The sequence below is a fragment of the Promicromonospora sp. Populi genome, from assembly GCF_041081105.1.
Classification (GTDB): domain Bacteria; phylum Actinomycetota; class Actinomycetes; order Actinomycetales; family Cellulomonadaceae; genus Promicromonospora.
The window spans coordinates 4,687,678-4,709,125 of the sequence record NZ_CP163528.1; the positions used below are offsets into that span (position 1 = coordinate 4,687,678).

Below are 21,448 nucleotides of genomic sequence, written 5' to 3' on the forward strand. Positions count from 1 at the left end.
CAGAGATGACCATCGAGGAACAGACCGCGGTCGCGGTGCAGAGCCCGCCGTCGGGCAAGGAGCTCTCCGTGCTGGACGCGCGGAACGTGTCCGCGTGGTTCGGCTCGCACAAGGTGCTCGAACGGGTCTCGCTGACCATGCCTGCAGGGCAGGTCACGGCGCTGATCGGGCCGTCGGGCTGCGGCAAGTCGACATTCCTGCGCATCCTCAACCGGATGCACGAGCTGGTGCCCATCGCGGCGCTGGCCGGCGAGGTGCGGCTCGACGGCGACGACATCTACGACCGCGGCAAGAAGATCCAGGACGCCCGCAAGGACATCGGCATGGTGTTCCAGAAGCCGAACCCGTTCCCGGCGATGTCGATCTACGACAACGTCGTGGCGGGGCTCAAGCTCACCGGCGTGCGGGCCTCCCGGGACGAGAAGGACCAGCTCGTGGAGCGGTCGCTCACCTCGGCCGGGCTCTGGAACGAGGTCAAGGACCGGCTCGCGCAGCCGGGCGGCGGGCTCTCGGGCGGGCAGCAGCAGCGGCTCTGCATCGCGCGGTCGCTGGCCGTGCGGCCCAAGGTGCTGCTGATGGACGAGCCGTGCTCCGCGCTCGACCCCACCTCCACGCGGGTCATCGAGGAGACCATGGTCGAGCTGCAGAAGGAGGTGACGATAGTGATCGTCACCCACAACATGCAGCAGGCCCAGCGGGTCTCCCAGCAGTGCGCGTTCTTCCTCGCGTCGCAGGGCACGCCCGGCGCGATCGTCGAGCACGGCGACACCGAGGCCATGTTCTCGGAGCCACAGGACGAGCGCACCTACGACTACGTGAACGGCCGGTTCGGGTGAACGTGCCCGGCGGGCGATGAGCGACGGCGCGGAGACGAGGGCGGGGCCGGGCGGTGGCGCGGCCGACGGTGCTGTGGCGGACGAGTCGCTGTTCGGCGGGCGGTACGTGCTCGGGGACCTGCTCGGCGTGGGTGGGACCGCGTCCGTGTTCGCGGCGGAGGACGTCGGCCGGTCGGTCGGGGAGGGCCGCGCCGAGTCGCCGGTCGACGGACGTGCGGAGCAACGGGCCGACGAGCCCGGGGTCGACGGCGTCCCGGTCGCGCTGAAGATCCTGCACCCGCACCTCAGCGCCGACGCCGCGTCGCGCGACGCGTTCCTGACCGAGGCGCACGCAGCCCAGGAGCTGCGGCACCCGAACATCGCCGCGGTGCGCGGCTCCGGCCTGCACGAGGCATCGGGGGTGGTGCTCGCGTGGATCGCCCTCGACCTGGTCGACGGCGGCAGCGTCGGCGAACGGGTCGACGCCGACGGGCCGCTGCGCCCGGCCGAGGCCGCCGCGGTGCTCGACGGCGTGCTGGCGGCGCTCGCGGTCGCGCACGAGGTCCGTCTGGTGCACCGCGACGTGTCGCCCGCGAACGTCCTGCTGCACGGGGTGGGGCCGGGCGAGGCGCTGCGCGCGGAGCACGTGCGGCTCGTGGACTTCGGCCTGGCTGACGCCGCCGGGCGCACCGCGGTGGGCCGTGACGTGCTGCGGGCCGGTGCGGACGTGCTGCGCTTGGGCCCTGGCGCCGACGGGTCGGCAGTGACCGTGGTGCTCGACGCCGCCACGGCCGGGGTGTCCCGGACCCGGACCGCGGGAGCCGGTGCTGTTGCGGGGGCTGGTGCCCGTGCCGGGGCCGCAACTGGTGGGCGTGCCGGGACCACATCCGGACCCAGAGCGGGGCAGTCCGTGGTGGGCAACCCTCAGTTCATGTCGCCGGAGCAGGCGCAGGGCCGGCCGGTGCGCGTCGCGGGCGACCTCTACCAGGCCGGCGCCCTGCTGTACTACCTGCTGACCGGGCGTCCGCCCTTTCCTCGGGACACCGACGCCCAAGTGCTCGACGCGCACGTGTCCGCGCCGCCGCCCGTGCCGTCGGCCTTGGTCCAGGGCGCGCGGGCCTTCGACCGCGTGGTGACCCGCGCCATGCACAAGACACCGGTTCGCCGCTTCCGCGACGCCGCCGAGATGCGGACCGCACTGGCGGAGGCGGCGGCCCGCCTCCGCAGACCAGACGAGCCCACTCCCGCTCCGCCGCCCCCCGATGGACCGTTGAGTGCGGGGGACTTGTTGGATCGCCAGTCGGCATCCCAACAAATATCCAGCACTCAGCGGACCGGCGACCTCAAGTACCTGACGCCCGTCGAGGCCGAGCCAGCGCCCGAGCCTGCCCGGCGCGGCGGTGCGGCGGGCGTCGGGGTTGTGGTGATCGGGCTGCTCGTGGCCGGGCTGGCGGTCTGGGCCGCTGTCGCGGCGCCGGGGCTGTCCGCGGCGGGTCCGTCGCCGTCGCCGAGCGCCAGCCGGTCGGTATCGGCCGGCCCGACGCCGTCAGACACGCCGAGCGCGGACCCGTCGCCCTCGCGGGAGCCGACGCCGAGCGCGTCGCCGGAGGAGAGCGCCCCGTCGCCGTCGTCCGCGCCGACACCCTCCGGGAACGCGACCACCGCGCCGCCGTCGAACCCCGAGCAGGTGCGGGTGCCCGTGCTGACCGGGACGCTCGCCGAGGTGCAGGCGGCGCTGCGCGACGCCGGGCTGGTGCTCGGCGAGGTCACGCGCACGGACTCGCCCGAGCCCGCCAACAGCGTGCTCGGCCAGCGGACCGCGGGCGGGCGGACCGTGCCGGCGGGTACCGCCGTGGACGTCACCGTGGCGAGCGGCCGCAACACCGTGCCGACCGTGGTCGGCATGACGCTGGGTGCGGCGGCGGCCGAGGTGGAGTCGGCGGGCTTCGAGGTGGTGCTGGAGGATCCGACCGCGCCGGCGATCACCCCCGCCAGCGGCACCACGCCGCCGGCCGGGACGGTGCTCCGCCTGGGCGTGCGCGTGACGGTGCTGGTCGGGGAGTCCGAGCCGGCGCCGTCGGGCTCGCCATCCGGAGGGCCCTGAAGACCTGCCGCGGGCCGCTGGCGGGAAGGCCGGCCCGGTCAGCGACGCAGCTCGATGGCGCTCAGCCCCGCGAGGCTGAGGATGAGGCGGTCGCCCGTGTCGACGACCGTGACGAGCACGTGGTCGCACCCCGTGCACCGGGCCACGAGCCCAGGGGCGTCGGGGTAGACCATGGCCTCCGCGATCCGGCCCATGTGGCCGCAGCCGCCGCACCGTGCGCGTGCTGCGGTCACGTCGGTGGTGAACACCTCGGAGAGTGCACCCGCCAGTACGTTGCCGTCGAGGTGATGTGTCATCTAAAGGCCTCCGAAGCGCTCGGTGTGGATGTCCGTCGCGGAGTGGCCGAGCTCTTGCAGCCAGGGGGCGACCGCTTCGACGAACCCTGTGGAGCCGCACACGTAGATGCTTGGCCGGTCGGCCGCCTCGATGGTGCGGGCGGCGAGCGTCTCCCGGTTGAGCCGCCCGACCGGGTCCGGCCAGCCGTCCGGTGCTTCGCGGGTGTAGACGAGGTCCAGCTCGAACCCCGGCCCGGCGAGTGCGGCGAGCTCGTCCGCGAAGAAGGTGTCTGCCGGGGTGCGGACGGAGTAGATCAGCCGGAAGGGTGCGTCGTCGCCGGTGGCACCGTGCGCGGCGGCCATCGCGTAGAGCGGTACGACGCCGGAGCCGCCGGCGACGAGCTGGACCGGACGGCCGCTCCCGTCGGGTCGCCAGATGAAGTACGCCCCCAGCGGGCCGTGGATCTCGAGCTTGTCACCGGGCAGCACGTCGTGGACCAGGAACGGCGAGACCTCGCCGTCCGGCAGCGCGTCGACCGCGAGCACCACCTGTCCGGCCGGTGTGGAGGAGGCGATCGAGTAGGACCGGCTCGCCTGATAGCCGTCGGGGGCGGTGAGGCGCAGGTCGAGGTGGGACCCGGCCTCGCTGCCGGGCCACGTGGGCACGTCGAGGGTGAGCCGTACGGCCGACGGTGTCTCGCGGCGGGTCTCGACGACGGTCGCGACATGCCACGCCGGGCGCGGCCGGGACGTGCTGACCTGGGTCACGGGTTGCGCGCTCACCAGTAGCGCTCCTCCTTCCACGGGTCGCCGTAGAGGTGGTAGCCGTACTGTTCCCAGAACCCGGGATCGTTGTCCGGCATCATCGTCAGGCCGCGGAGCCACTTGGCGCTCTTCCAGAAGTACAGGTGCGGCACGAGCAGCCGTGCGGGTCCGCCGTGCTCCGGGTGCAACGGGTCGCCCTCGGCCTCGGTGGCGATCCAGGCCTTGCCGTCCAGCAGGTCCTCCAGGGGCAGGTTGGTGGTGTAGCCGCCGTAGGAGTGGGCCATGACGTACTCATGCTCGGACTCGACGTTCTCGAACACCTTGTCGAGGCTGACGCCGCGCCAGGCCATGTCGAGCTTGGTCCAGTGGGTGACGCAGTGGATGTCCACCGTGACGTCCTCGACCCCGAGCGCGAGGAGCTGGTCCCAGCTCCACCGGTGGTCGGTGCCGGTCTCGTCCTGGATCGTGAGCTCCCAGTCGGCGGCGTCGACGTGCGGAGTGGGGCCGGCGCTGAGCACCGGCCAGTCCTGGACCAGGCTCTGGCCCGGCGGGAGGCGCGTGTCCGGTTCGCGTCGGCGGCCGGAGAAACCACGGGTGGCGAACGACATGCCTGCTCCCATCTGGGCGATCGCGGTCGGGGTGCACCCCGAATGATCGTGTGGACAGCGTACGGCCGCGGGCCTTCCGGGTGCGCGGGGGAGAGGCCCGGATTCCCGGGCGAGGTTGCCGGGTAGCGCCGCCGTCGGCCCCTGGCCGACGTCGTAGGGTCTGCCTCATGACAGATCAGCTGCCCCGCCCGGACGAGCTGGAGGTCTTCGAGGGCTTCCGCACCCGGCTGGAGGCCATCGCCTACCGCCTCCTGGGCTCGGCCGCGGAGGCCGAGGATGCCGCCCAGGAGACTTTCCTGCGCTGGGCCGCCGCGGACCGTGAGCAGATCAGGGTGCCGGAGGCGTGGCTGACCCGGGTGCTGACCAACCTGTGCCTCACCCAGCTGGGGTCCGCGCGGGCGCGGCGCGAGGTCTACGTGGGCGAGTGGCTGCCCGAGCCGGTGCTCGGTGGCGACCCGATGCTGGGCCCGGCGGACACGGCCGAGCAGCGCGAGTCGGTTTCCACGGCGGTGCTCGTGCTGCTGGAGCGGCTCACCCCGAACGAGCGAGCGGTCTACGTGCTGCGGGAGGCGTTCGCCTACTCGCACGCGGAGATCGCCGAGATCCTTGACCTCACCGAGGTGGGCAGCCAGCAGATCTTCCACCGGGCCAAGCAGCACCTGGCCAAGGAGCGGACCCGCGCCGCGATCGACCTGGCCGACGCGCGCACAGTGGTGGAAGAGTTCCTGGCGGCCGCCACGAGCGGGCAGGTCGAACCGCTGCTGCGGCTGCTGACCGCCGACGTGGTGGGGGTCGGCGACGGCGGCGGCAAGGTCCCGGCGCGCGCGAGGTCCGTCGACGGCGCGAAGGCCGTCGCGCAGTTCCTGCGCGGCCTGTTCCGGCCGGCCGAGTCCAAGCGGGCGATCGTCGGCGGCCGTCCCGACATGTACGCGTGGACCGCCAACGGGCTTCCGGCCGTGATCGTCGTGGTCGACGACCGGATCGTCGGCGTCATGACCCTGGAGCCGACCGACGACGGGATCGCCGCGGTGCTCAGCCAGGTCAACCCCGACAAGCTCGGCCGCGCCGCCCGGCAGTGGGCGGCTGCGGACCACGGGGAGCCGATCATCAGCGGCTGGTGACCCTGCGGTAGGCGTGGGCGCGAGGATGTGACCGCCGTCACACCGGGTCGGTGTCCGGGGGTGTCAGGGATCGGGCAGCCATCCAGTTCAGGAGGCAGACCCAACCCGCCACCCGACAGGAGCGAGCCCATGAAGCACCGCATCGTCATTCTCGGAGCCGGATACGCCGGAGCCTCCGTCGCGACCCGCCTGCCGCGGCGCCTGCACCGCGACGACGTGGACATCACCCTGGTCAACGCCGAGCCGGACTTCGTCGAGCGGGTCCGGATGCATCAGGTCGCCGCCGGCCAGGACCTCCGCCACCGGCCGCTGCGCGACATGCTGGCAGGCACGGGCGCCACGGTGCGGGTCGCACGCGTGACCGCCGTCGACGTCGACCGCCGGACCGTGGCCCTCACGGGTAGCGAGGGTGACCAGGAGCTGGCCTACGACACGCTCGTCTACGCCCTGGGCAGCGCGCAGGACGACCACGGTGTGCCCGGCGTCACCGAGCACGCCCACGACGTCGCGAGCCGGGCGGGCGCCCTCCGGCTGCGCGAGCGGCTGAGCGGGCTCCCCGACGGCGGCCGCGTGGTGGTGGTCGGTGGCGGCCTGACCGGCATCGAGGCGGCCAGCGAGCTCGCCGAGGCCCACGGACGCCTGGAGGTGGCCCTCGTCGTCCGTGGTGGTCTGGGCGAGCGGCTCTCACCGACGGGGCGGGAGCATCTGCGCTCGACCCTCGGCCGCCTCGGCGTCACGGTCCACGAGCAAACCGGCGTCAGCAGGGTCGGCGCGGGCGAGGTCGTGACCGACGACGGCGGAGTGCTCCCGGCGGACGTCACCGTGTGGCAGGCCGGATTCGCCGTGCACCCGATCGCCGCCGCGACGGGCCTGGCGGTCTCGGAGCGCGGGCAGATCGTCGTCGACGGGACCATGCGCTCCGTCTCCCACCCGGACGTGTACGCCGTGGGCGACTCGGCGCTGGCCGAGGGCGCGCTGGGCACGTCGCTGCGGATGTCGTGCGCCTCGGGCATCCCGATGGCGTGGCAGGCCGCCGACTCGATCGCCGCGCGCCTGACGGGCGGTTCGCTGCCGCACACCCCGTTGGACTACGTGCAGCAGTGCATCAGCCTGGGCCGGCGCGACGCCGTCATCCAGTTCGTCACGGCCGACGACCGGGCGAAGCCGACGGTCCTCACCGGGCGCTTCGCGGCCGGGTACAAGGAGCTGATCTGCAAGGGTGCCGCGTTCACGGTCGCCCACCCCCTCCTGTACCTGGTCCGCCGCCGCTTGGTTGCCGGCGCGATCGTTGCGCCCACAACGGGCGCGTAGCCGCAACGGTCGCGCCCACAACCAAGCGGGCCGTCTACGCTGGGCGCCATGGACGACAGGCCAGTCATCCTGCTGGTGGGCGGTAAGTACGCCGACGCCGTCGAGCAGGAGTTCCGCGCCCGGTACGACCGCGACTATCGCATCGAGACGGCGGTCGGCCTCGCCGCGGGCCTGGACCACGCGCGCTCGCTCGTGGCCGACGGTGCGCAGGTCGCGATGATCGCTGCCGAGCACATCCTGGCCGACGGCACGTCGATCGACCTGCTGCAGAGTGTCCCGGCGGTCGTCGCGACGGCCCGGCGTGTATCGCTGGTCGCGTTCGAGGACTTCGGCGACGCCCTCGCCGACCTGCGCGCCGCCGCGCTGCGGCGGGACATGGACACGTTCGCCATGATCCCGCGCGGCCCGCGGGACGAGGAGTTCCACACCGCGCTGATCGAGCTGCTCTCCGAGTGGGGCTGGTCGGTCGGGCGGCCGCTCGTGACGGTCGTCGACGTGGTCGCGGAGCCGGGTGACCGGGGCGCGGCGGCGGTCCGGGACCTTCTGGACCGCCTGGGCTTTCCGCACCGCGACCTCACTCCCGACGACGACGACGCGCAGGAGATCGCCGAGGCCGCCGGTCCCGGGGCGGAGCTGCCCCTGGTCCGCACCCTCGCCGGCCGGGTGCTGTCCGCGGCGACGCCGGCGATGGTGACCGAGGCGATCTACGACGGGTTCGACACGATCCCCGAGGGCGTGATCGCGGACGTCGCCATCATCGGAGGCGGCCCGGCGGGCCTCGCGGCGGCCGTCTACGCGGCGTCCGAGGGGTTGTCCACGGTCATGCTCGAACGGGACGCGATCGGCGGCCAGGCCGGGACGAGCTCAATGATCCGCAACTACCTCGGTTTTCCGCGCGGCATCTCGGGGATGCGGCTCGCGCAACGGTCCCGGATCCAGGCGGGCCGGTTCGGCGCGCGCTTCTTCACCGGCCGCCCGGCGATCCGCCTCGAACCGGGACCGCCGAACGAGCCCGAGCACCAGCACGTGCACGTCACCGGTGCGCAGCTGTGCGCCCGCACCGTGGTGATCGCGACCGGGGTGACGTACCGCCGCCTGGGTGTGCCGGGGGTCGACGACCTCGTGGGCGCGGGCGTGTACTACGGAGCCGCGACGTCGATGGCCCGCGAGATGCAGGACCGCGATGTCTACATCATCGGGGGCGGCAACTCGGCCGGTCAGGCCGCAGTGCACCTCGCCAAGTTCGCGGGAGCCGTGACGATCCTGGTGCGGCGCGCGGGCCTCGCCGAGACCATGTCGGACTACCTGGTGCGCGAGATCGAGGCAACGCCGACCATCCAGGTGCGCACGCGGACCGTCGTCGTCGACGGCGGCGGGGACGGCCGCCTGCAGTGGCTGCGGCTCGAGGACCTCGACACCGGGGAGCCGAGCAAGACGCTGGCCGACGGCCTGTTCTGCCTGCTCGGCGCCGAACCGGACTGCTCGTGGCTGCCCGAGGGCCTGGCACTCGACGCGCGGGGTTTTGTGCTGACCGGCCGGGACGTGCCGCGCGACTCCTGGGTCGACGGGCAGCCGCCGGCGAGCCTGGAGACGACGGTGCCGGGCATCTTCGCGGTCGGCGACGTGCGCGCCGGGTCCATGAAACGGGTCGCGTCGGCGAGCGGCGAGGGCGCCTCGGTGCTCCCGCTGGTCCACGCGCACCTCGCGCGGGTGCGCGCCCGGGAGTTCGGCGGCTGAGGCGTCGCGGAAGCGGACCTACGTCGCGCTCGTGGGCGTCATGGCTCGCTCGCGTAGCCGGGCGACGAGGTCGTCGCTCAGCCCGGCCGCGCGCAGCGGTGTCAGCGGGTCGACATAGCGTTCGGTGAGCGTGCCCAGCAGGTCGCGCATCGGGGCCGGTGAGAACTCCCGCCCGAGCGCCGCCCGCGCGGCCTCCTCCAGATCGAGCCCGAACCGGGCCATGAGCGGCGCCATCATGGGCGAGATGCGCGCCATGATGGCGGCGGAGCTCTCGCCCGTGCGGGTGTAGTCGGAGACGATGTCGTCGACGTCGGCACCGAGGGCGAGCAGGAGCGCCGCGGCGAGCACCCCCGTCCGGTCCTGACCCGCGGCGCAGTGGAACGCGACAGCGCCGGGCGCGTACGCGATGATCGCCAGCGCCGTGACGATCTGCGGGGCGGAGCCCTCGTACATGCGCACGTACATCGGCGCGTACGACGTCTGGTCCAGCGGGTCGCCCTCGTCCGACGGGCCGATGCCGACGATGAGCGGCACGTGGTGATATGACACCGCGACCTGCGCGCCGAGCGGCCCCCGGCCGGTCATGCCGACCTCGTCGGCCGAGCGCAGGTCGATGACCGCCCGCAGCCCGCCGTCGACGAGGTCTCCGGCGACCTCCTCGGTCACGATGGCCAGGTCGTCGGCGCGCAGGGCGAAGCCGGCCCGCAGCACCCCGCCGTCGACCGGGATGCCGCCGAGGTCGCGCAGGTTGACGGGGGCGCTCAGGGGGAGGGGCATGGGGGCGGTTCCGGTCATGTGCTCATCCTTCAAGACGACGGCGCGGGCCTGGTCGAGGACCGTCACCGCACGATAATGCAGCTGGCTGACACACCGGAGGCGCCGCCGCCGGTTGTCTCATAGCGTTCGAGAAGTGAACTTCACCCCCACGCGCCTGGGCGCACTCGCGACGGCCGTTCTTGTCGCCCTCGGCGCCCTCGGCGCCGCTGTCCCGGCGATCCCGGCGTCGGCGGCCACCACGGCCGGCTGGGCGGACTGGGAGCCGTTGTCCGGCACGGCAGGGGACTGGTCCACCACCATGCAGCTCCCAGCCGGCGGCTTTCCGGGTGCGACGGTGACCTCCGACTCGCGGGGCGGCGTCGGTGTGATCTCGGGCGCGTCCTCGTGGCTGGGCCCGGCGACGCCGCCCGGCGCGGTCTACGGGTCGAGCCGCGGCCAGCAGTACCTCAACCTGCGCCCGCAGGCCGACCGGCCGCTGTCGCCGTCGACCACCACCTACACCTTCGAGAGCCCGACCCCGGCGGGCGGTTGGGCCTTTGTGCTCGGCGACATCGACGCGGACCGCGCGGTCGTGACGGCGCGCGACGTCAACGGGCGCCTGCTCACCGGCACGGAGCTCGGGTGGCAGGGCGGATTCAACTACTGCACGGGGGTGGGGTCGCCGTCCTGCACTGGAGACCCGGCGGACGTGCCCACCTGGAACCCGGCCACCGGCGAGGTGCGCGGCAACCTGGGCGCGGACGACACGTCCGGCGCCGCCGGCTGGTTCCAGCCCAGCAGGCCGGTCAAGACCCTCACCATCGAGTTCTTCCAGCGCAGCGGGTTCCCGGTCTACCAGACCTGGTTCGCCTCCCTGGCGCGGGACATCTCCGGGACCGTCGACCTGGTCGACTCGTCGGGCGCCCCGCAGGGTGTGCTCCCGGGCGCCGGCCTCACCCTGTTCGGCCCGGACGGCGCCGAGCTCGCCACGACGACGTCGGACGACAGCGGCCAGTACATCTTCGCCGGCTACACCGCCGCGCCCGGCTACCGGGTGGAGCTGACGACGCTGCCGGAGGCGGACGACGACCATCCGTTCGGGCTGGTCGCCTATGGCGAGCAGGTGGTCGGCGACGTCGACCTGAGCGACGCGGACGCCACCGACGTCGACTTCGCGGCGCGCGACGTGCTGCCGGTCGCCGTGAGCGGCACGGTCCTGACCGACGACGGGACGCCCGTCCCCGGGGCCACCGTCATCCTCACGCCGGTCGGCGGAGGTCTGCCGCACACCGCGGTGACAGACTCCGACGGCCAGTACCTGATCGACGACGTCACCTGGGACAGCGGGGACGACCAGCCGCAGGACTATACGTTCGCGCTGAGCGACCTCCCCGATGGCTACGTCGCCTCCGCAGTGCCGGACGCCATCACCATCGAGGTCGGCCAGGAGGAGCCCAGCACCGGCAACAACTTCGTCGTCCGGACGCCGCCGTCGCTGTCGGGCACGGTGACCGCGGGCGGCGATCCCGTCGCGGGTGCCGTTGTGATCCTCACCGGCCCGGGCGGCACGCTCAGCACGACGACGGGCGCCGACGGCACCTACACCTTCGATTCCGTGCCCCCGGGTGAGCACACGGCGCGCGTCACGGTGCCCGACGGTTACCTCGCCGACGGCCCGGACACGCGGGACGTCGCCGTCGGCGCAGAGGACGTGACCGGCGTCGACTTCGCGCTCTCCCGCCCCGGCTCGGTCGGCGGGGTCGTGACGGACTCCGCCGGCGAGCCCGTACCTGGCGCCACGGTCACGGTGACCGGCCCGGACGGGTCGGTCACGCTCGCCACCGACGACGCCGGCCGGTACTTCGCCGGCGACCTGACACCGGGCGACTACACCATCTCGCTCACCGTGCCCGACGGGTACACCGCGGAGGTCACCGAGCGGTCCGTCACCGTGACCAGCGCCGGCGAGAACCTGCTCGAAGAGAACTTCGCGATCGCGCGCACAGCCGTCGAGCCCTCTGAGCCGCCGGTCGACCCGTCGGCGAGCCCCGTGGCGCCGAGCCCGACGCCCGACGCGTCGGCCGGGCCGGGCACGGGAGCCGGGCCGTCAGGCCCGGACGGCCTCGCGGCCACCGGCGCGGCCATCGGCTCGGTGGCGCTCGTCGCGGCGGTGCTGCTGACCATGGGCCTCGCCCTGGTCCGGGCGTCCCGCAAGTCGGCCCGCTGACCGCCCGCCGCGGACGGCGAGACACCCGGTCGACCACCGCCCCGGCAGGGCTACGGTTCGACCATGACGGAGAAGATCGACGCGCACCACCACCTGTGGGACCGCGTCCGGACCCCGCAGCCCTGGATCGACCCTGTGACGATGCGGGCCATCGACGCGGACTTCGACACGGAAGACCTGGCCCGCGCCCTGGCGGGACAGCAGGTGACCGGGACCGTGGTCGTGCAGTCGGCGCAGGCCGAGGCCGAGACCGCTGACCTGCTCGACGTCGCGGAGCGCACCCCGCTGGTCCAGGGTGTGGTCGGCTGGGTAGACCTCACCGACCCCGGCGTGACTGACGCCGTCGACCGGCTCGTGGCCGGCCCGGGCGGCCGGCACCTGGTGGGCGTCCGGTCGATGGTCCAGGCCGAGCAGGACCCCGGCTACCTCGACCGCCCGGACATCCGCCGGGGGATCCGGGCGGTAGCCACCCGCGGCCTGGCGGTCGACCTGGTGACCCGGCCCGACCAGCTGCCGGGCGTCGCGCGGCTGGTGCACGAGCTGCCCGAGGTGCCGTTCGTCCTGGACCACCTCGGCAAGCCGCCGCTCGCCGGCCCTGCTTCGGATTCCGGCGCCGCACCCACGCTCGCCGGAGACCTCGCCCCCTGGGCCGAGGCGATCCACGACGTCGGCGCGTCCCAGAACGTGACGGCAAAGCTGTCCGGCCTCGTCACCGAGGCATCCTGGTCCAGCTGGACGACGGCGGACCTGCAGCCCGCCGTCGAGCACGCGCTGGAGGTGTTCGGGCCGGACCGGCTCATGTTCGGCTCGGACTGGCCGGTCAGCCTGCTGGCCACGCGCTACGACGAGTGGGTCGACACGCTGTCCGGTCTACTGGCAGCGCTGTCACCCGCAGAACAGGCAACGGTCTGGCACGGCACCGCTCGGCGTGTGTACGGTCTGCCCGCTACAACCATCGAGGAGGAGCAACGATGAAGTTCGCCCGGATCGGAACACCCGGCCAGGAGCGCCCCGTGGTGCACGACGGTGAGGGCTGGCGCGACCTGAGCCCGCTCACCGCCGACATCGACGGCGAATTCCTGGCCGCCGACGGCGTCGCGCGCACCCGCGAGGCGCTCGCGGCCGGCACGCTCGAGCCGGTCGAGACGGACGGCGTGCGGTTCGCCGCGCCGGTGGCCCGGCCGTCCGCGATCGTGTGTGTCGGCATGAACTACGCGGCGCATGCCGCGGAGTCCGGGTCCGCGCCGCCCGAGGCGCCGGTCATCTTCCTCAAGACGCCCAACACCATCGCGGGGCCGGACGACACCGTGACGATCCCCCGGGACAGCCACAAGACGGACTGGGAGGTGGAGCTCGCGGTGGTGATCGGCCGCCGCGCCTCCTACCTCGACTCGCCCGAGCAGGCCCGCGACGTGATCGCCGGGTACGCCGTGGCCAACGACCTGTCCGAGCGGGCCTGGCAGCTCGAGGTGTCCGGCGGCCAGTGGTCCAAGGGCAAGAGCGCCCCGGGATTCACGCCGCTCGGCCCGTGGCTGGTCACGCCCGACGAGGCCGACGGCGCCAGCGCCGAGGGGCTCCGGCTGCGGTCGTGGGTCAACGGCGAGCCGCGGCAGGACTCGTCAACCGCGGACCTGATCTTCGGCGTCGACGTGCTGGTGCACACCCTCAGCCAGTACCTCGCGCTGGAGCCCGGCGACGTGCTGCTGACGGGCACGCCCGAGGGCGTGGCGCTGTCGGGACGCTTCCCGTACCTGAGCCCCGGTGACGTCGTCGAGGTAGAGATCGACGGGCTGGGGCGGCAGCGCCAGGAGTACGTGGCCTGGGCGCCGGCGTCGGCCGCTCCGGTCGCATCGGCCGCCGAGGAGGTGCGCGCATGACCGCGTTCACGGGACTGGTCGCCGTCGTCACGGGCGGGTCGTCCGGCATCGGGGCGGCGATCGTCCGCCGCCTGCGTTCTGGGGGCGCCAAGGTGGCGGTCTTCGACGTCGACCCCGACGCCGCCGACGCCGACCTCGCCCTGCGGGTCGACGTGACCGACACCGCCTCGGTCGACGCCGCGATGGCCGCCGTCGAGGCCGAGTTCGGCCGGCTCGACGTGCTGGTGAACAACGCCGGCATCGGTGCGCAGGGCACTATCGCCGACAACCCCGACGATGAGTGGCTGCGGGTTCTCGACCTGAATGTCGTCGGCATCGCGCGCACCACCCGCGCCGCGCTGCCGCTGCTGCGCCGTTCGCCGGCCGCCGCGATCGTCAACACCAGCTCGATCGCGGCGACCGCCGGCCTGCAGCAGCGCGCGCTGTACAGCGCCAGCAAGGGCGCGGTCCTGGCGCTGACGCAGGCCATGGCCGCGGACCACGTGCGCGAGGGTATCCGCGTCAACGCCGTGAACCCCGGGACGGTCGACACGCCCTGGATCGGGCGGCTCCTGTCGCGCGCGGACGACCCGGCGGCCGAGCGCGCCGCCCTGGAGGCGCGGCAGCCCCACGGCCGGCTCGTCTCCGCGGACGAGGTCGCCGAGGCGGTCGCCTACCTCGCGAGCCCGCTCGCCGGCTCGACGACGGGCACCAGCCTCGCCGTCGACGGCGGCATGCAGGCCCTCCGCGTCCGCCCCGCCTAGCCCCACCTGGTCGTTTGCGAGACCGTTGCGCCTACGTGTCCGTTATGGGCGCAACGGTCTCGCCCACAACCAGTGGTCGTGAGCACCCTCCGACATGCGGAAAGATGCGCGCATGAGGTTCGAGTATTTCGTTGGCCCGAACGACGAGGCCGCGGCACAGACCATCGACGGCGGAGAGATCTACGGCAGCGTGGGCTCGCACGTCGTCGACCCCGCTTCGGTGCTGGGACAGCTGGAGCGGCTGCTCGGCGGCCCGGTCGGGGACGACGGCCTGCGCAGCGCGCAGCTCGTCGCGGAGAGCCCCGACGGCGCCCGTCTCGTGATCCGGCTGTCCAACCATCTGGTGTCGCTGTTCGGCATGGTGCGGCCGACGACGCTGGACGACGTCGTCAGGCACTGGTCGCTGTCCCGGCGGTTCCGCCGGGCCGCTCCGGAGGACCTGAACGCCTTCGCCGCGGGGCTGCACGAGCTGTGCAAGGGCACCGGCAAGCGGGTCTACTGTCGCGCGACCGCGGACGACAGCGAGCTGAACCCCGTCATGGTCCCGGCCGGTGCCGGCGAGGCGGGCTCGGACCCGGCCGAGCCGCGCCCCTTGCCCCGTAGGCGCTGACGGCAGCTCCGGAGGGCACCGATTGACGGATAGTGTCGCTCCTGCGACGCTATCCGTATGGAGATCGTCACTGTCAGCGATGCCGCGGAGCGCTTGGCCCTGTCCGTTCGGCAGGTCCAACGGCTCGCGCACGCGGGTGACCTGGTGTCGATCGGCCCGGATCGACTCGACTGGGGATCGGTGCTACGCCACGAGGCGGCACACAAGGGGCATCAGCGACGGGCGTGGGCGGAGGCGACGGCCTGGGCAGCGATTGCGCTCCTTACCCATGTTGAGGTGACCTGGCTCGGGGAGGCGCAGCGGTCCCGTTTGAAGGGTGAGCTCAAGAGATCGACTCCTGAAGAACTTGTCGCTCGGACCCGCAATCGGGCAACGGTGCATCGCCTCATGGGGCATCGGGCCGTGGTCGACAGGCTCGCAGACGAGGTAATTGGTTCTGGCAGCACCAGCGAAGTCGGCGAACTCACTGGTGCTACGGGTGAGCAGGTTGATGGCTACGTCTCCGTTGCCAGGTACGACCGGCTGGTAACGCGCTACCGCCTCCGCAATGCCGTCGAGGAGGGCAACGTGACCCTTCGAGCGACTGCTTTCGACCTGGCGATCGCTGCCCAGATCGCCGAGCGGGGCGACGTTCTGGCAGGGCTTGATCTGGGTGCGTCTTTGGACCCCCGTGAGCGGTCGGCAGGCATGCGGTCGGTCAAGCAGGCTCTGGTGCGATCGCGGTGAACGATGGGCGGAGCGTCATCGATGTAGCGACGCCGATCGGCGGTTGGGCATTTCCGTGGCCGAACGTCGCCGAGATCGAGGCAGAGCTCCCGCATACGCACTGGACTCTGATCGGCGGCCTGATGGTGCAGTTGCACGCCATCAACCACGGGCTCGACGTCGTGCGTCCGACGAACGACGTCGACATCGTCGTGCATGTCGAGACCGGCCGAGGCCGACCAAGGTCCACCGCGCAGGTCTTGACCGGCCTGGGCTACGAGATTCAGCCCGAGCACAACCGGCGGGAGCCTGTGGCTCACCGCTTCCGCCGTGGACAGGACACAGTCGACGTCGTGGTCGCCGATCATGCGGCCCCGAGAGTGCTGGAGCCGATGGCCGGCAACCGCATGGTGCCGATCGAGGGCGGTACCCAGGCGCTCAGACGGACGGTGAACGCTCACCTTGAGATCGGCGGGCGCGAGAGCACGATCAGTGTTCCCGATCCGTATGGTGCGCTCATCATCAAGTCGGCGGCACACAAGGCCGACAGTCGCGATCCGGAACGCCATCTGCTGGACGCGGCGGTGCTGCTCGCGTGTATCGACGATCCATACGCCGAGCTGGAGCGACCCGCGTCGGGAAGCGATCGCAGTCGACTCATCCACTTGCGCAGACATCTTGGAAGTTCACTGCACCCGGCCTGGCTGTCGCTCGATTCCCGGGCTCGATCAGACGGTCAGGCAGCTCTTGAGATCCTTGTCGACGGATGAGCCCCAGGTCTAGGCCGCGGTGCAGACGGACGATGTGGGACATCGCCCGCGAGTAGGTAGTTTCCACAACTGACAGGTCAGTAAGTTAGTCCGTACCTTGAGGTGTCGCCGCACCGACGCGGCGCAGACTTTGCCGGAGGATGTCATGTCACCTGTTCGAAAGCTTGTCGGCGCGCTCGGCGCCGTCGTGCTCGCGGGTCTGTTGGGCGTAGTCGCCACACCAGCCGCGGTCGCGGCCACGACCGGCACGGTAGTCAGCTCGGCCAGCGGCAGGTGCCTCGACGTGGCCGGAGGCTCCACCACTAACGGCACCCGGCCGCACATCTGGGACTGCGGCGCTGGCAACGCCAACCAGACCTGGACCTTCGCCGACGACGGCTCCCTGCGGGGCCTCGGCAAGTGCCTCGACGTCGCGAACGGCTCGACGGCGGACGGCGCCGTCGTCCACATGTGGGACTGCTTCAGCACGGTCGCGAGCCAGCGGTGGACCCTGAACGCAGCCGGCGACCTGGTGAACACGGCCGCGAACAAGTGCCTGGACGTCTCGGGCGGCGCGACGGCGAACGGCACCCAGCTCCAGCTCTGGACCTGCACCGGTGCCGCCAACCAGAAGTGGACCCACAGCGGAGGTTCCGTGACGCCACCCCCGGGCGCCGTGCTGCCCAACCCGAACAACCCGGACCTCGGCCCGAACGTCTCGATCTTCGACAAGTCCATGTCTGACGCGACGATCCAGGCCGAGCTCAACCGGGCCTTCAATGCCCAGGTGACCAACCAGTTCGGCACGCAGCGCGAGGCCATGCTGTTCTTCCCCGGCTCCTACAACGTCGACGCGAACGTCGGCTTCTTTACCCAGGTCGCGGGCCTGGGCCTGGTGCCGGACGCCGTGAACATCAACGGCCACGTCCACGTCGAGGCCGACTGGTGGCCGGACGGCTCGCAGAACGCCACGCAGAACTTCTGGCGCTCCGCCGAGGGCCTGTCCGTGACGCCTCCCGATGGCAACGACCGGTGGTCCGTCTCCCAGGCCGCGCCGTACCGGCGCATGCACCTGCGCGGCAACCTCGCCCTGTCCGACGGCGGTTGGTCGTCCGGCGGCTTCATCTCCGACACGCGGGTCGACGGCCAGATCAACTCCGGCACCCAGCAGCAGTTCCTCACCCGGAACTCCACGATGGGCAGCTGGACGGGCTCCAACTGGAACCAGATGTTCGTCGGCAGCACCGGGACGCCCGCGAGCAGCTTCCCGTCCCCGCCGTACACGACGATCGCCTCGACGCCGAAGATGGCCGAGAAGCCGTACCTCTACGTCGACAACACGGGCTCCTACCAGGTCTTCGTGCCCGCCGTCCGGACCAACTCCAGCGGCACCACCTGGGCGAACGGCAACCCGGCGGGCACCACGCTGCCGATCAGCCAGTTCCACATCGTGCGCCCGGGTGACACCGCGGCGAGCATGAACACCGCCCTGGCCGCCGGACTGAACCTCCTGGTCACCCCCGGCACCTACAACATCAACCAGACCCTCCAGATCAACCGGGCGAACACGGTGGTCCTGGGTCTCGGCCTGGCGACGTTCGTGCCGCAGGGCGGGATCAACGCCATGAACGTGGCCGACGTCGACGGCGTGCGCCTGGCCGGCATCATGTTCGATGCCGGTACCACCAACTCGAACGTGCTGCTCCAGGTGGGCCCGACCAACTCGTCGGCCGACCACGCGGCTAACCCGACAGTGCTGTCCGACGTGTTCATCCGCGTGGGCGGTTCCATCGCGGGCAAGGCCACGGTGAGCATGGAGGTCAACAGCGACGACGTGATCGGTGACCACGCGTGGATCTGGCGGGCCGACCACGGCAACGGCGGCACGGTGGGCTGGACGGTCAACACCGGCCGCAACGGCCTGATCGTGAACGGCGACGACGTGTCCATGTACGGCCTGTTCGTCGAGCACTACCAGCAGTACCAGACCATCTGGAACGGCGAGCGCGGGCGCACGTACTTCTACCAGAACGAGCTCCCGTACGACCCGCCGAACCAGGCCGCCTACATGAACGGCACCACCCAGGGCTGGGCCGCGTACAAGGTCAACAACGCGGTCACCGACCACCAGGCCTGGGGGCTCGGCAGTTACGTGTTCTTCAACGCGAACCCATCGGTGGTGAGCGCGCGGGCGTTCGAGGTCCCGGTCCGGCCGGGTGTCCAGTTCCGCAACATGGTCACCGTGTCGCTCGGCGGCGTGGGCACCATCACGAACGTCATCAACACCACGGGCCAGATCGTGAACAGCGGCCACCAGGTCACGTTCCTGACTTCCGGGCCGTGATGATTACCCCCGGGGGAGCGGCGATAGCTCCTCCGGGGTAACGAGTACACCTCGGGGCTGTGTTACTGAGAGCGAACATTGTTCACTCTCAGTAACACAGCCCCAGTGCGTGGTCCCGCCCGCCGCCGTCTACCGGGAGCGTCGGCTGACGACGTCGGCGTCTGGCATCCTTGAGCCGTGGCAGACCGGATCCCCACCGGAGTACCTACCCGGCCAGGACCCCGGCCAAGGGTGGACGTCCCGTACCCGCGCCTGTCGCCCGGGTTGCGCAACTACTTCGCGACCGAGGGCGGCGGAGCGACGCTCCTGCTCGCGGCGTCGGCGATCGCGCTCGTGTGGGCGAACGTGGCAGGCGGCTCGTACGAGGCCCTGTGGGAGACGCCGGTCAATCTCACGGTCGGCACCTGGGAGCTGCATCTCACGCTGCACCACTGGGTGAACGACTTCCTCATGGCCGTGTTCTTCCTCGTGGTCGGCGTCGAGGTCAACCGCGAGCTCACCGTGGGCGAGCTGCGTACGTTCCGCGCGGCGTCCGTGCCGCTGTTCGGGGCCATCGGCGGGCTGGCCGTCCCGATCGGGATGTACCTGCTCCTCAACCCGTCCGGACCCGACGCGTCGGGCTGGGGTGTGCCGATGTCCACGGACACGGCGTTCGTGATCGGCGTGCTCGCACTGGTGGGGCCGCGCTGTCCCGACCAGCTTCGCATCTTCCTGCTGACGCTGGCGATCTTCGACGACATCGGCGCCATCACCCTGCTCGGCATCTTCTACTCCGACACGCTGATGGTCGGTGCACTCGTCGCGGCCGGGGCGCTCACGATCGTCCTGTGCGTCATGCGCTGGCTCGGCATCTGGCAGATCGCGCCGTACCTGATCGTGGGCGCGATCCTCTGGGTGGTCGTCCTGGAGTCGGGCCTGCACCCCACCCTGGCGGGTGTGGTGGTGGGCCTCACGGTCCCCACCGCGAGGCGGGGGAACGACGACGAGGTGCGGTTGCACCTCGGGTTCTACGGGCGGGCGTTCATCGAGGAGCTTGATCCCGCGCGCTCACGCCTCGCCGTCCGAGCCGTGCAGTCTGCCGTCCCGACCAGCGACCGGCTGCTCGACGCCCTGCACCCGCTGAGCTCCTACGTGATCGTGCCGGTGTTCGGGCTCGCGAACGCGGGCATCGTGCTGTCGGGCGAGTCGATCGGCGCAGCCGTGTCCAGCCCCGTGACCCTCGGCGTGCTGGTCGGCCTGGTGCTCGGCAAGGGCATAGGTGTGTTCGCCGGGGCGATGATCGCGCTGGTGACCCGGCTGGGCACGCTGCCGGGCCAGGTCCGCTACGGACACCTGGCCGGCGGCGCATTCCTGTGCGGGATCGGCTTCACCATCGCCCTGTTCGTCAGCGATCTCGCCTTCGACGACGACGCCCTGATCAACGAGGCCAAGGTGGGCATCCTGGTGGGCTCAATCGTCTCGGGCATCATCGGCGCCGTGATCATCCGGTACTTCGGTGATCGCCTCCCGCTGTGCTCGCCGAACGAGTCGACGGGCCCGCCGCCGCTCCCCGAAGGGACCTGGCGCCCGCCGGTGTGACGCCGTAGTGCCCGGTCAGGAGCGGGACGAGCGAGAAAACCTGCTGAAGCGGGCGCGCTTGCGCGACATCCCGATCGTGTCGCGCAGGTCGGTGACCGTGACGTCGCCCATGTACGGCTCGCCGTTGATGAACAGCGTGGGCGTGCCGTGCACACCGGCGTCGATGCCCTCCTGGTAGTCCGTTCGGACGGCTTCGGAGAACCGCTGTGCCGGCTCGCCGACCAGCGTGTCGGTGTCGAGGCCGAGCTGCTCCCCGTAGCGGACGATCGAGGCGTCGTCGAGCGAAGCCTGGTTCTTGAAGAGCAGGCCCGCCATCGGCCAGAACGCACCCTGATGACCCGCTGCCTCGGCCGCCAGCGCCGCCGTCAGCGCGAACGGGTGCGGCTCGAACAGGGGGAAGTGGCGCCAGACCAGGCGGATCTGGCCGTCGGAGTTCTTGATCAGCTCGTGCAGCACGGGCTTGGCTGCGCCGCAGTACGGGCACTCGAAGTCGCCGAACTCCACGATCGTGAACGGCGCCTCGGGGTTGCCGAATGCCCAGCGGAGCGCGAAGTCGGAGTCGTGGGTACCGGCCGGTGCGGCACTCTGCGCGGAGATCGGTGCCGCTTCCTGCGCGCCGCTGTCGGGTTCTTCGGTCGTCATGGGATCCATCGTCGCACCGTCCCGCGCGCTACCGGAGATGCGCGGCGAGTGCCGTGCGCCGCCGGCCGATCGTGGCGGCCTGTTCGTCGAGGGTTGCCGCCAGGTCGAGGAGGTGTGCGCGCAGCTCGGTGCACGGTTCGAGGCGCGGCTCGGGCCCGTCGGCGCAGGGCAGGTAGCGCCGGATCCCGTCGGAATCGAGCCCAGCGGCGTACAGCCCCTGGATCTGCTGGACGATCAGCGGGGCGTCGTCCGCGTACGCCCGATAGCCGTTGCCTGCCCGCGCCGGCACGAGGAGGCTCTGGTCCTCGTAGTAGCGCAGTGCTCGCCGGCTGACGCCGGTGCGCTCGGACAGCTCACCGATCAACATCCTGAACTCCCGTTCCCAGAGCCCTCCGGTGTTGACCTTCACACCGGCGTGAGCCCTTATCGTCACCGCCTGTGACCTCTTCAACCCCCACAGCCGTTGCTCATTCCCCGCGTC

Annotated in this window: 20 protein-coding genes; 14 read left to right on the plus strand and 6 right to left on the minus strand. The window is 71.8% G+C overall.

Annotated elements, in window-relative coordinates; all coding sequences use genetic code 11:
- Window positions 1-5: 5 nt before the first annotated feature.
- Together pstB and AB1046_RS21190 are read left to right on the plus strand one after the other, a co-directional pair.
- Entirely contained in the window at window positions 6-836 is an 831-nt protein-coding gene (pstB, locus tag AB1046_RS21185; protein WP_369371260.1) for a phosphate ABC transporter ATP-binding protein PstB, read from the plus strand.
- 16 nt (window positions 837-852) lie between these two features.
- Entirely contained in the window at window positions 853-2,919 is a 2,067-nt protein-coding gene (locus AB1046_RS21190) for a PASTA domain-containing protein (protein ID WP_369371261.1), read from the plus strand.
- 38 nt (window positions 2,920-2,957) lie between these two features.
- On the opposite strand, the gene AB1046_RS21195 is transcribed toward AB1046_RS21190, so the two are convergent.
- The 3 genes from AB1046_RS21195 to AB1046_RS21205 are packed head-to-tail and all read right to left on the minus strand — an operon-like array spanning window position 2,958 to window position 4,567.
- Complete coding sequence (locus tag AB1046_RS21195) at window positions 2,958-3,215, minus strand: DUF6510 family protein (protein ID WP_369371262.1); 258 nt, start codon at window positions 3,213-3,215, stop codon at window positions 2,958-2,960.
- On the minus strand, window positions 3,216-3,977 hold the full coding sequence (locus AB1046_RS21200) for a ferredoxin reductase (protein WP_369371263.1): 762 nt from the start codon (window positions 3,975-3,977) through the stop codon (window positions 3,216-3,218).
- Window positions 3,974-4,567: a molybdopterin-dependent oxidoreductase gene (locus tag AB1046_RS21205; RefSeq protein WP_369371264.1), complete on the minus strand. Its 594-nt coding sequence runs from the start codon at window positions 4,565-4,567 to the stop codon at window positions 3,974-3,976. Before AB1046_RS21205 ends, AB1046_RS21200 begins: the two co-directional genes overlap by 4 nt.
- 167 nt (window positions 4,568-4,734) lie before the next feature.
- On the opposite strand from AB1046_RS21205, the gene sigJ reads away from it, so the two are divergent.
- The 3 genes from sigJ to AB1046_RS21220 all read left to right on the plus strand — a co-directional run bounded on the left by sigJ (window position 4,735) and on the right by AB1046_RS21220 (window position 8,736).
- Window positions 4,735-5,688, plus strand: a complete 954-nt coding sequence (sigJ, locus tag AB1046_RS21210; RefSeq protein WP_369371265.1) for an RNA polymerase sigma factor SigJ — start codon at window positions 4,735-4,737, stop codon at window positions 5,686-5,688.
- 129 nt (window positions 5,689-5,817) lie between these two features.
- A complete protein-coding gene (locus tag AB1046_RS21215) occupies window positions 5,818-6,999 on the plus strand; it encodes an NAD(P)/FAD-dependent oxidoreductase (RefSeq protein WP_369371266.1) in 1,182 nt (393 codons plus the stop codon).
- 48 nt (window positions 7,000-7,047) lie between these two features.
- On the plus strand, window positions 7,048-8,736 hold the full coding sequence (locus AB1046_RS21220) for an FAD-dependent oxidoreductase (RefSeq protein WP_369371267.1): 1,689 nt from the start codon (window positions 7,048-7,050) through the stop codon (window positions 8,734-8,736).
- 18 nt (window positions 8,737-8,754) lie between these two features.
- Here the strand turns inward: AB1046_RS21220 and AB1046_RS21225 are convergent, their stop codons facing one another.
- A complete protein-coding gene (locus AB1046_RS21225; protein ID WP_369371268.1) occupies window positions 8,755-9,531 on the minus strand; it encodes a tyrosine-protein phosphatase in 777 nt (258 codons plus the stop codon).
- Between the two features lie 115 nt (window positions 9,532-9,646).
- Here AB1046_RS21225 and AB1046_RS21230 point away from each other — a divergent pair, with 115 nt between their 5' ends.
- The 9 genes from AB1046_RS21230 to nhaA all read left to right on the plus strand — a co-directional run bounded on the left by AB1046_RS21230 (window position 9,647) and on the right by nhaA (window position 20,325).
- Window positions 9,647-11,719, plus strand: a complete 2,073-nt coding sequence (locus AB1046_RS21230; RefSeq protein WP_369371269.1) for a collagen binding domain-containing protein — start codon at window positions 9,647-9,649, stop codon at window positions 11,717-11,719.
- 63 nt (window positions 11,720-11,782) lie between these two features.
- Entirely contained in the window at window positions 11,783-12,694 is a 912-nt protein-coding gene (locus tag AB1046_RS21235) for an amidohydrolase (RefSeq protein ID WP_369371270.1), read from the plus strand.
- Window positions 12,691-13,596: a fumarylacetoacetate hydrolase family protein gene (locus tag AB1046_RS21240; protein ID WP_369371271.1), complete on the plus strand. Its 906-nt coding sequence runs from the start codon at window positions 12,691-12,693 to the stop codon at window positions 13,594-13,596. The genes AB1046_RS21235 and AB1046_RS21240 overlap by 4 nt, the downstream gene beginning before the upstream one ends.
- Entirely contained in the window at window positions 13,593-14,339 is a 747-nt protein-coding gene (locus AB1046_RS21245; protein WP_369371272.1) for an SDR family NAD(P)-dependent oxidoreductase, read from the plus strand. The genes AB1046_RS21240 and AB1046_RS21245 overlap by 4 nt, the downstream gene beginning before the upstream one ends.
- Window positions 14,340-14,451: 112 nt before the next feature.
- A complete protein-coding gene (locus AB1046_RS21250; RefSeq protein ID WP_369371273.1) occupies window positions 14,452-14,949 on the plus strand; it encodes a hypothetical protein in 498 nt (165 codons plus the stop codon).
- 57 nt (window positions 14,950-15,006) lie between these two features.
- Window positions 15,007-15,675 (plus strand): hypothetical protein, encoded by a 669-nt coding sequence (locus AB1046_RS21255; protein WP_369371274.1) that lies wholly within the window; start codon window positions 15,007-15,009, stop codon window positions 15,673-15,675.
- Window positions 15,672-16,424 (plus strand): hypothetical protein, encoded by a 753-nt coding sequence (locus tag AB1046_RS21260; RefSeq protein ID WP_369371276.1) that lies wholly within the window; start codon window positions 15,672-15,674, stop codon window positions 16,422-16,424. The genes AB1046_RS21255 and AB1046_RS21260 overlap by 4 nt, the downstream gene beginning before the upstream one ends.
- A 145-nt stretch (window positions 16,425-16,569) precedes the next feature.
- Complete coding sequence (locus AB1046_RS21265) at window positions 16,570-18,747, plus strand: ricin-type beta-trefoil lectin domain protein (RefSeq protein WP_369371277.1); 2,178 nt, start codon at window positions 16,570-16,572, stop codon at window positions 18,745-18,747.
- A gap of 177 nt (window positions 18,748-18,924) precedes the next feature.
- Window positions 18,925-20,325 carry a Na+/H+ antiporter NhaA gene (gene nhaA, locus AB1046_RS21270; protein WP_369371278.1) on the plus strand — a complete coding sequence of 467 codons (1,401 nt, stop codon included), beginning with the start codon at window positions 18,925-18,927 and terminating at the stop codon, window positions 20,323-20,325.
- Window positions 20,326-20,340: 15 nt separating this feature from the next.
- On the opposite strand, the gene AB1046_RS21275 is transcribed toward nhaA, so the two are convergent.
- Window positions 20,341-20,967 carry a DsbA family protein gene (locus tag AB1046_RS21275; protein ID WP_369371279.1) on the minus strand — a complete coding sequence of 209 codons (627 nt, stop codon included), beginning with the start codon at window positions 20,965-20,967 and terminating at the stop codon, window positions 20,341-20,343.
- Between the two features lie 28 nt (window positions 20,968-20,995).
- Window positions 20,996-21,334 carry a MerR family transcriptional regulator gene (locus AB1046_RS21280; RefSeq protein WP_369371280.1) on the minus strand — a complete coding sequence of 113 codons (339 nt, stop codon included), beginning with the start codon at window positions 21,332-21,334 and terminating at the stop codon, window positions 20,996-20,998.
- Between the last annotated feature and the right edge of the window lie 114 nt (window positions 21,335-21,448).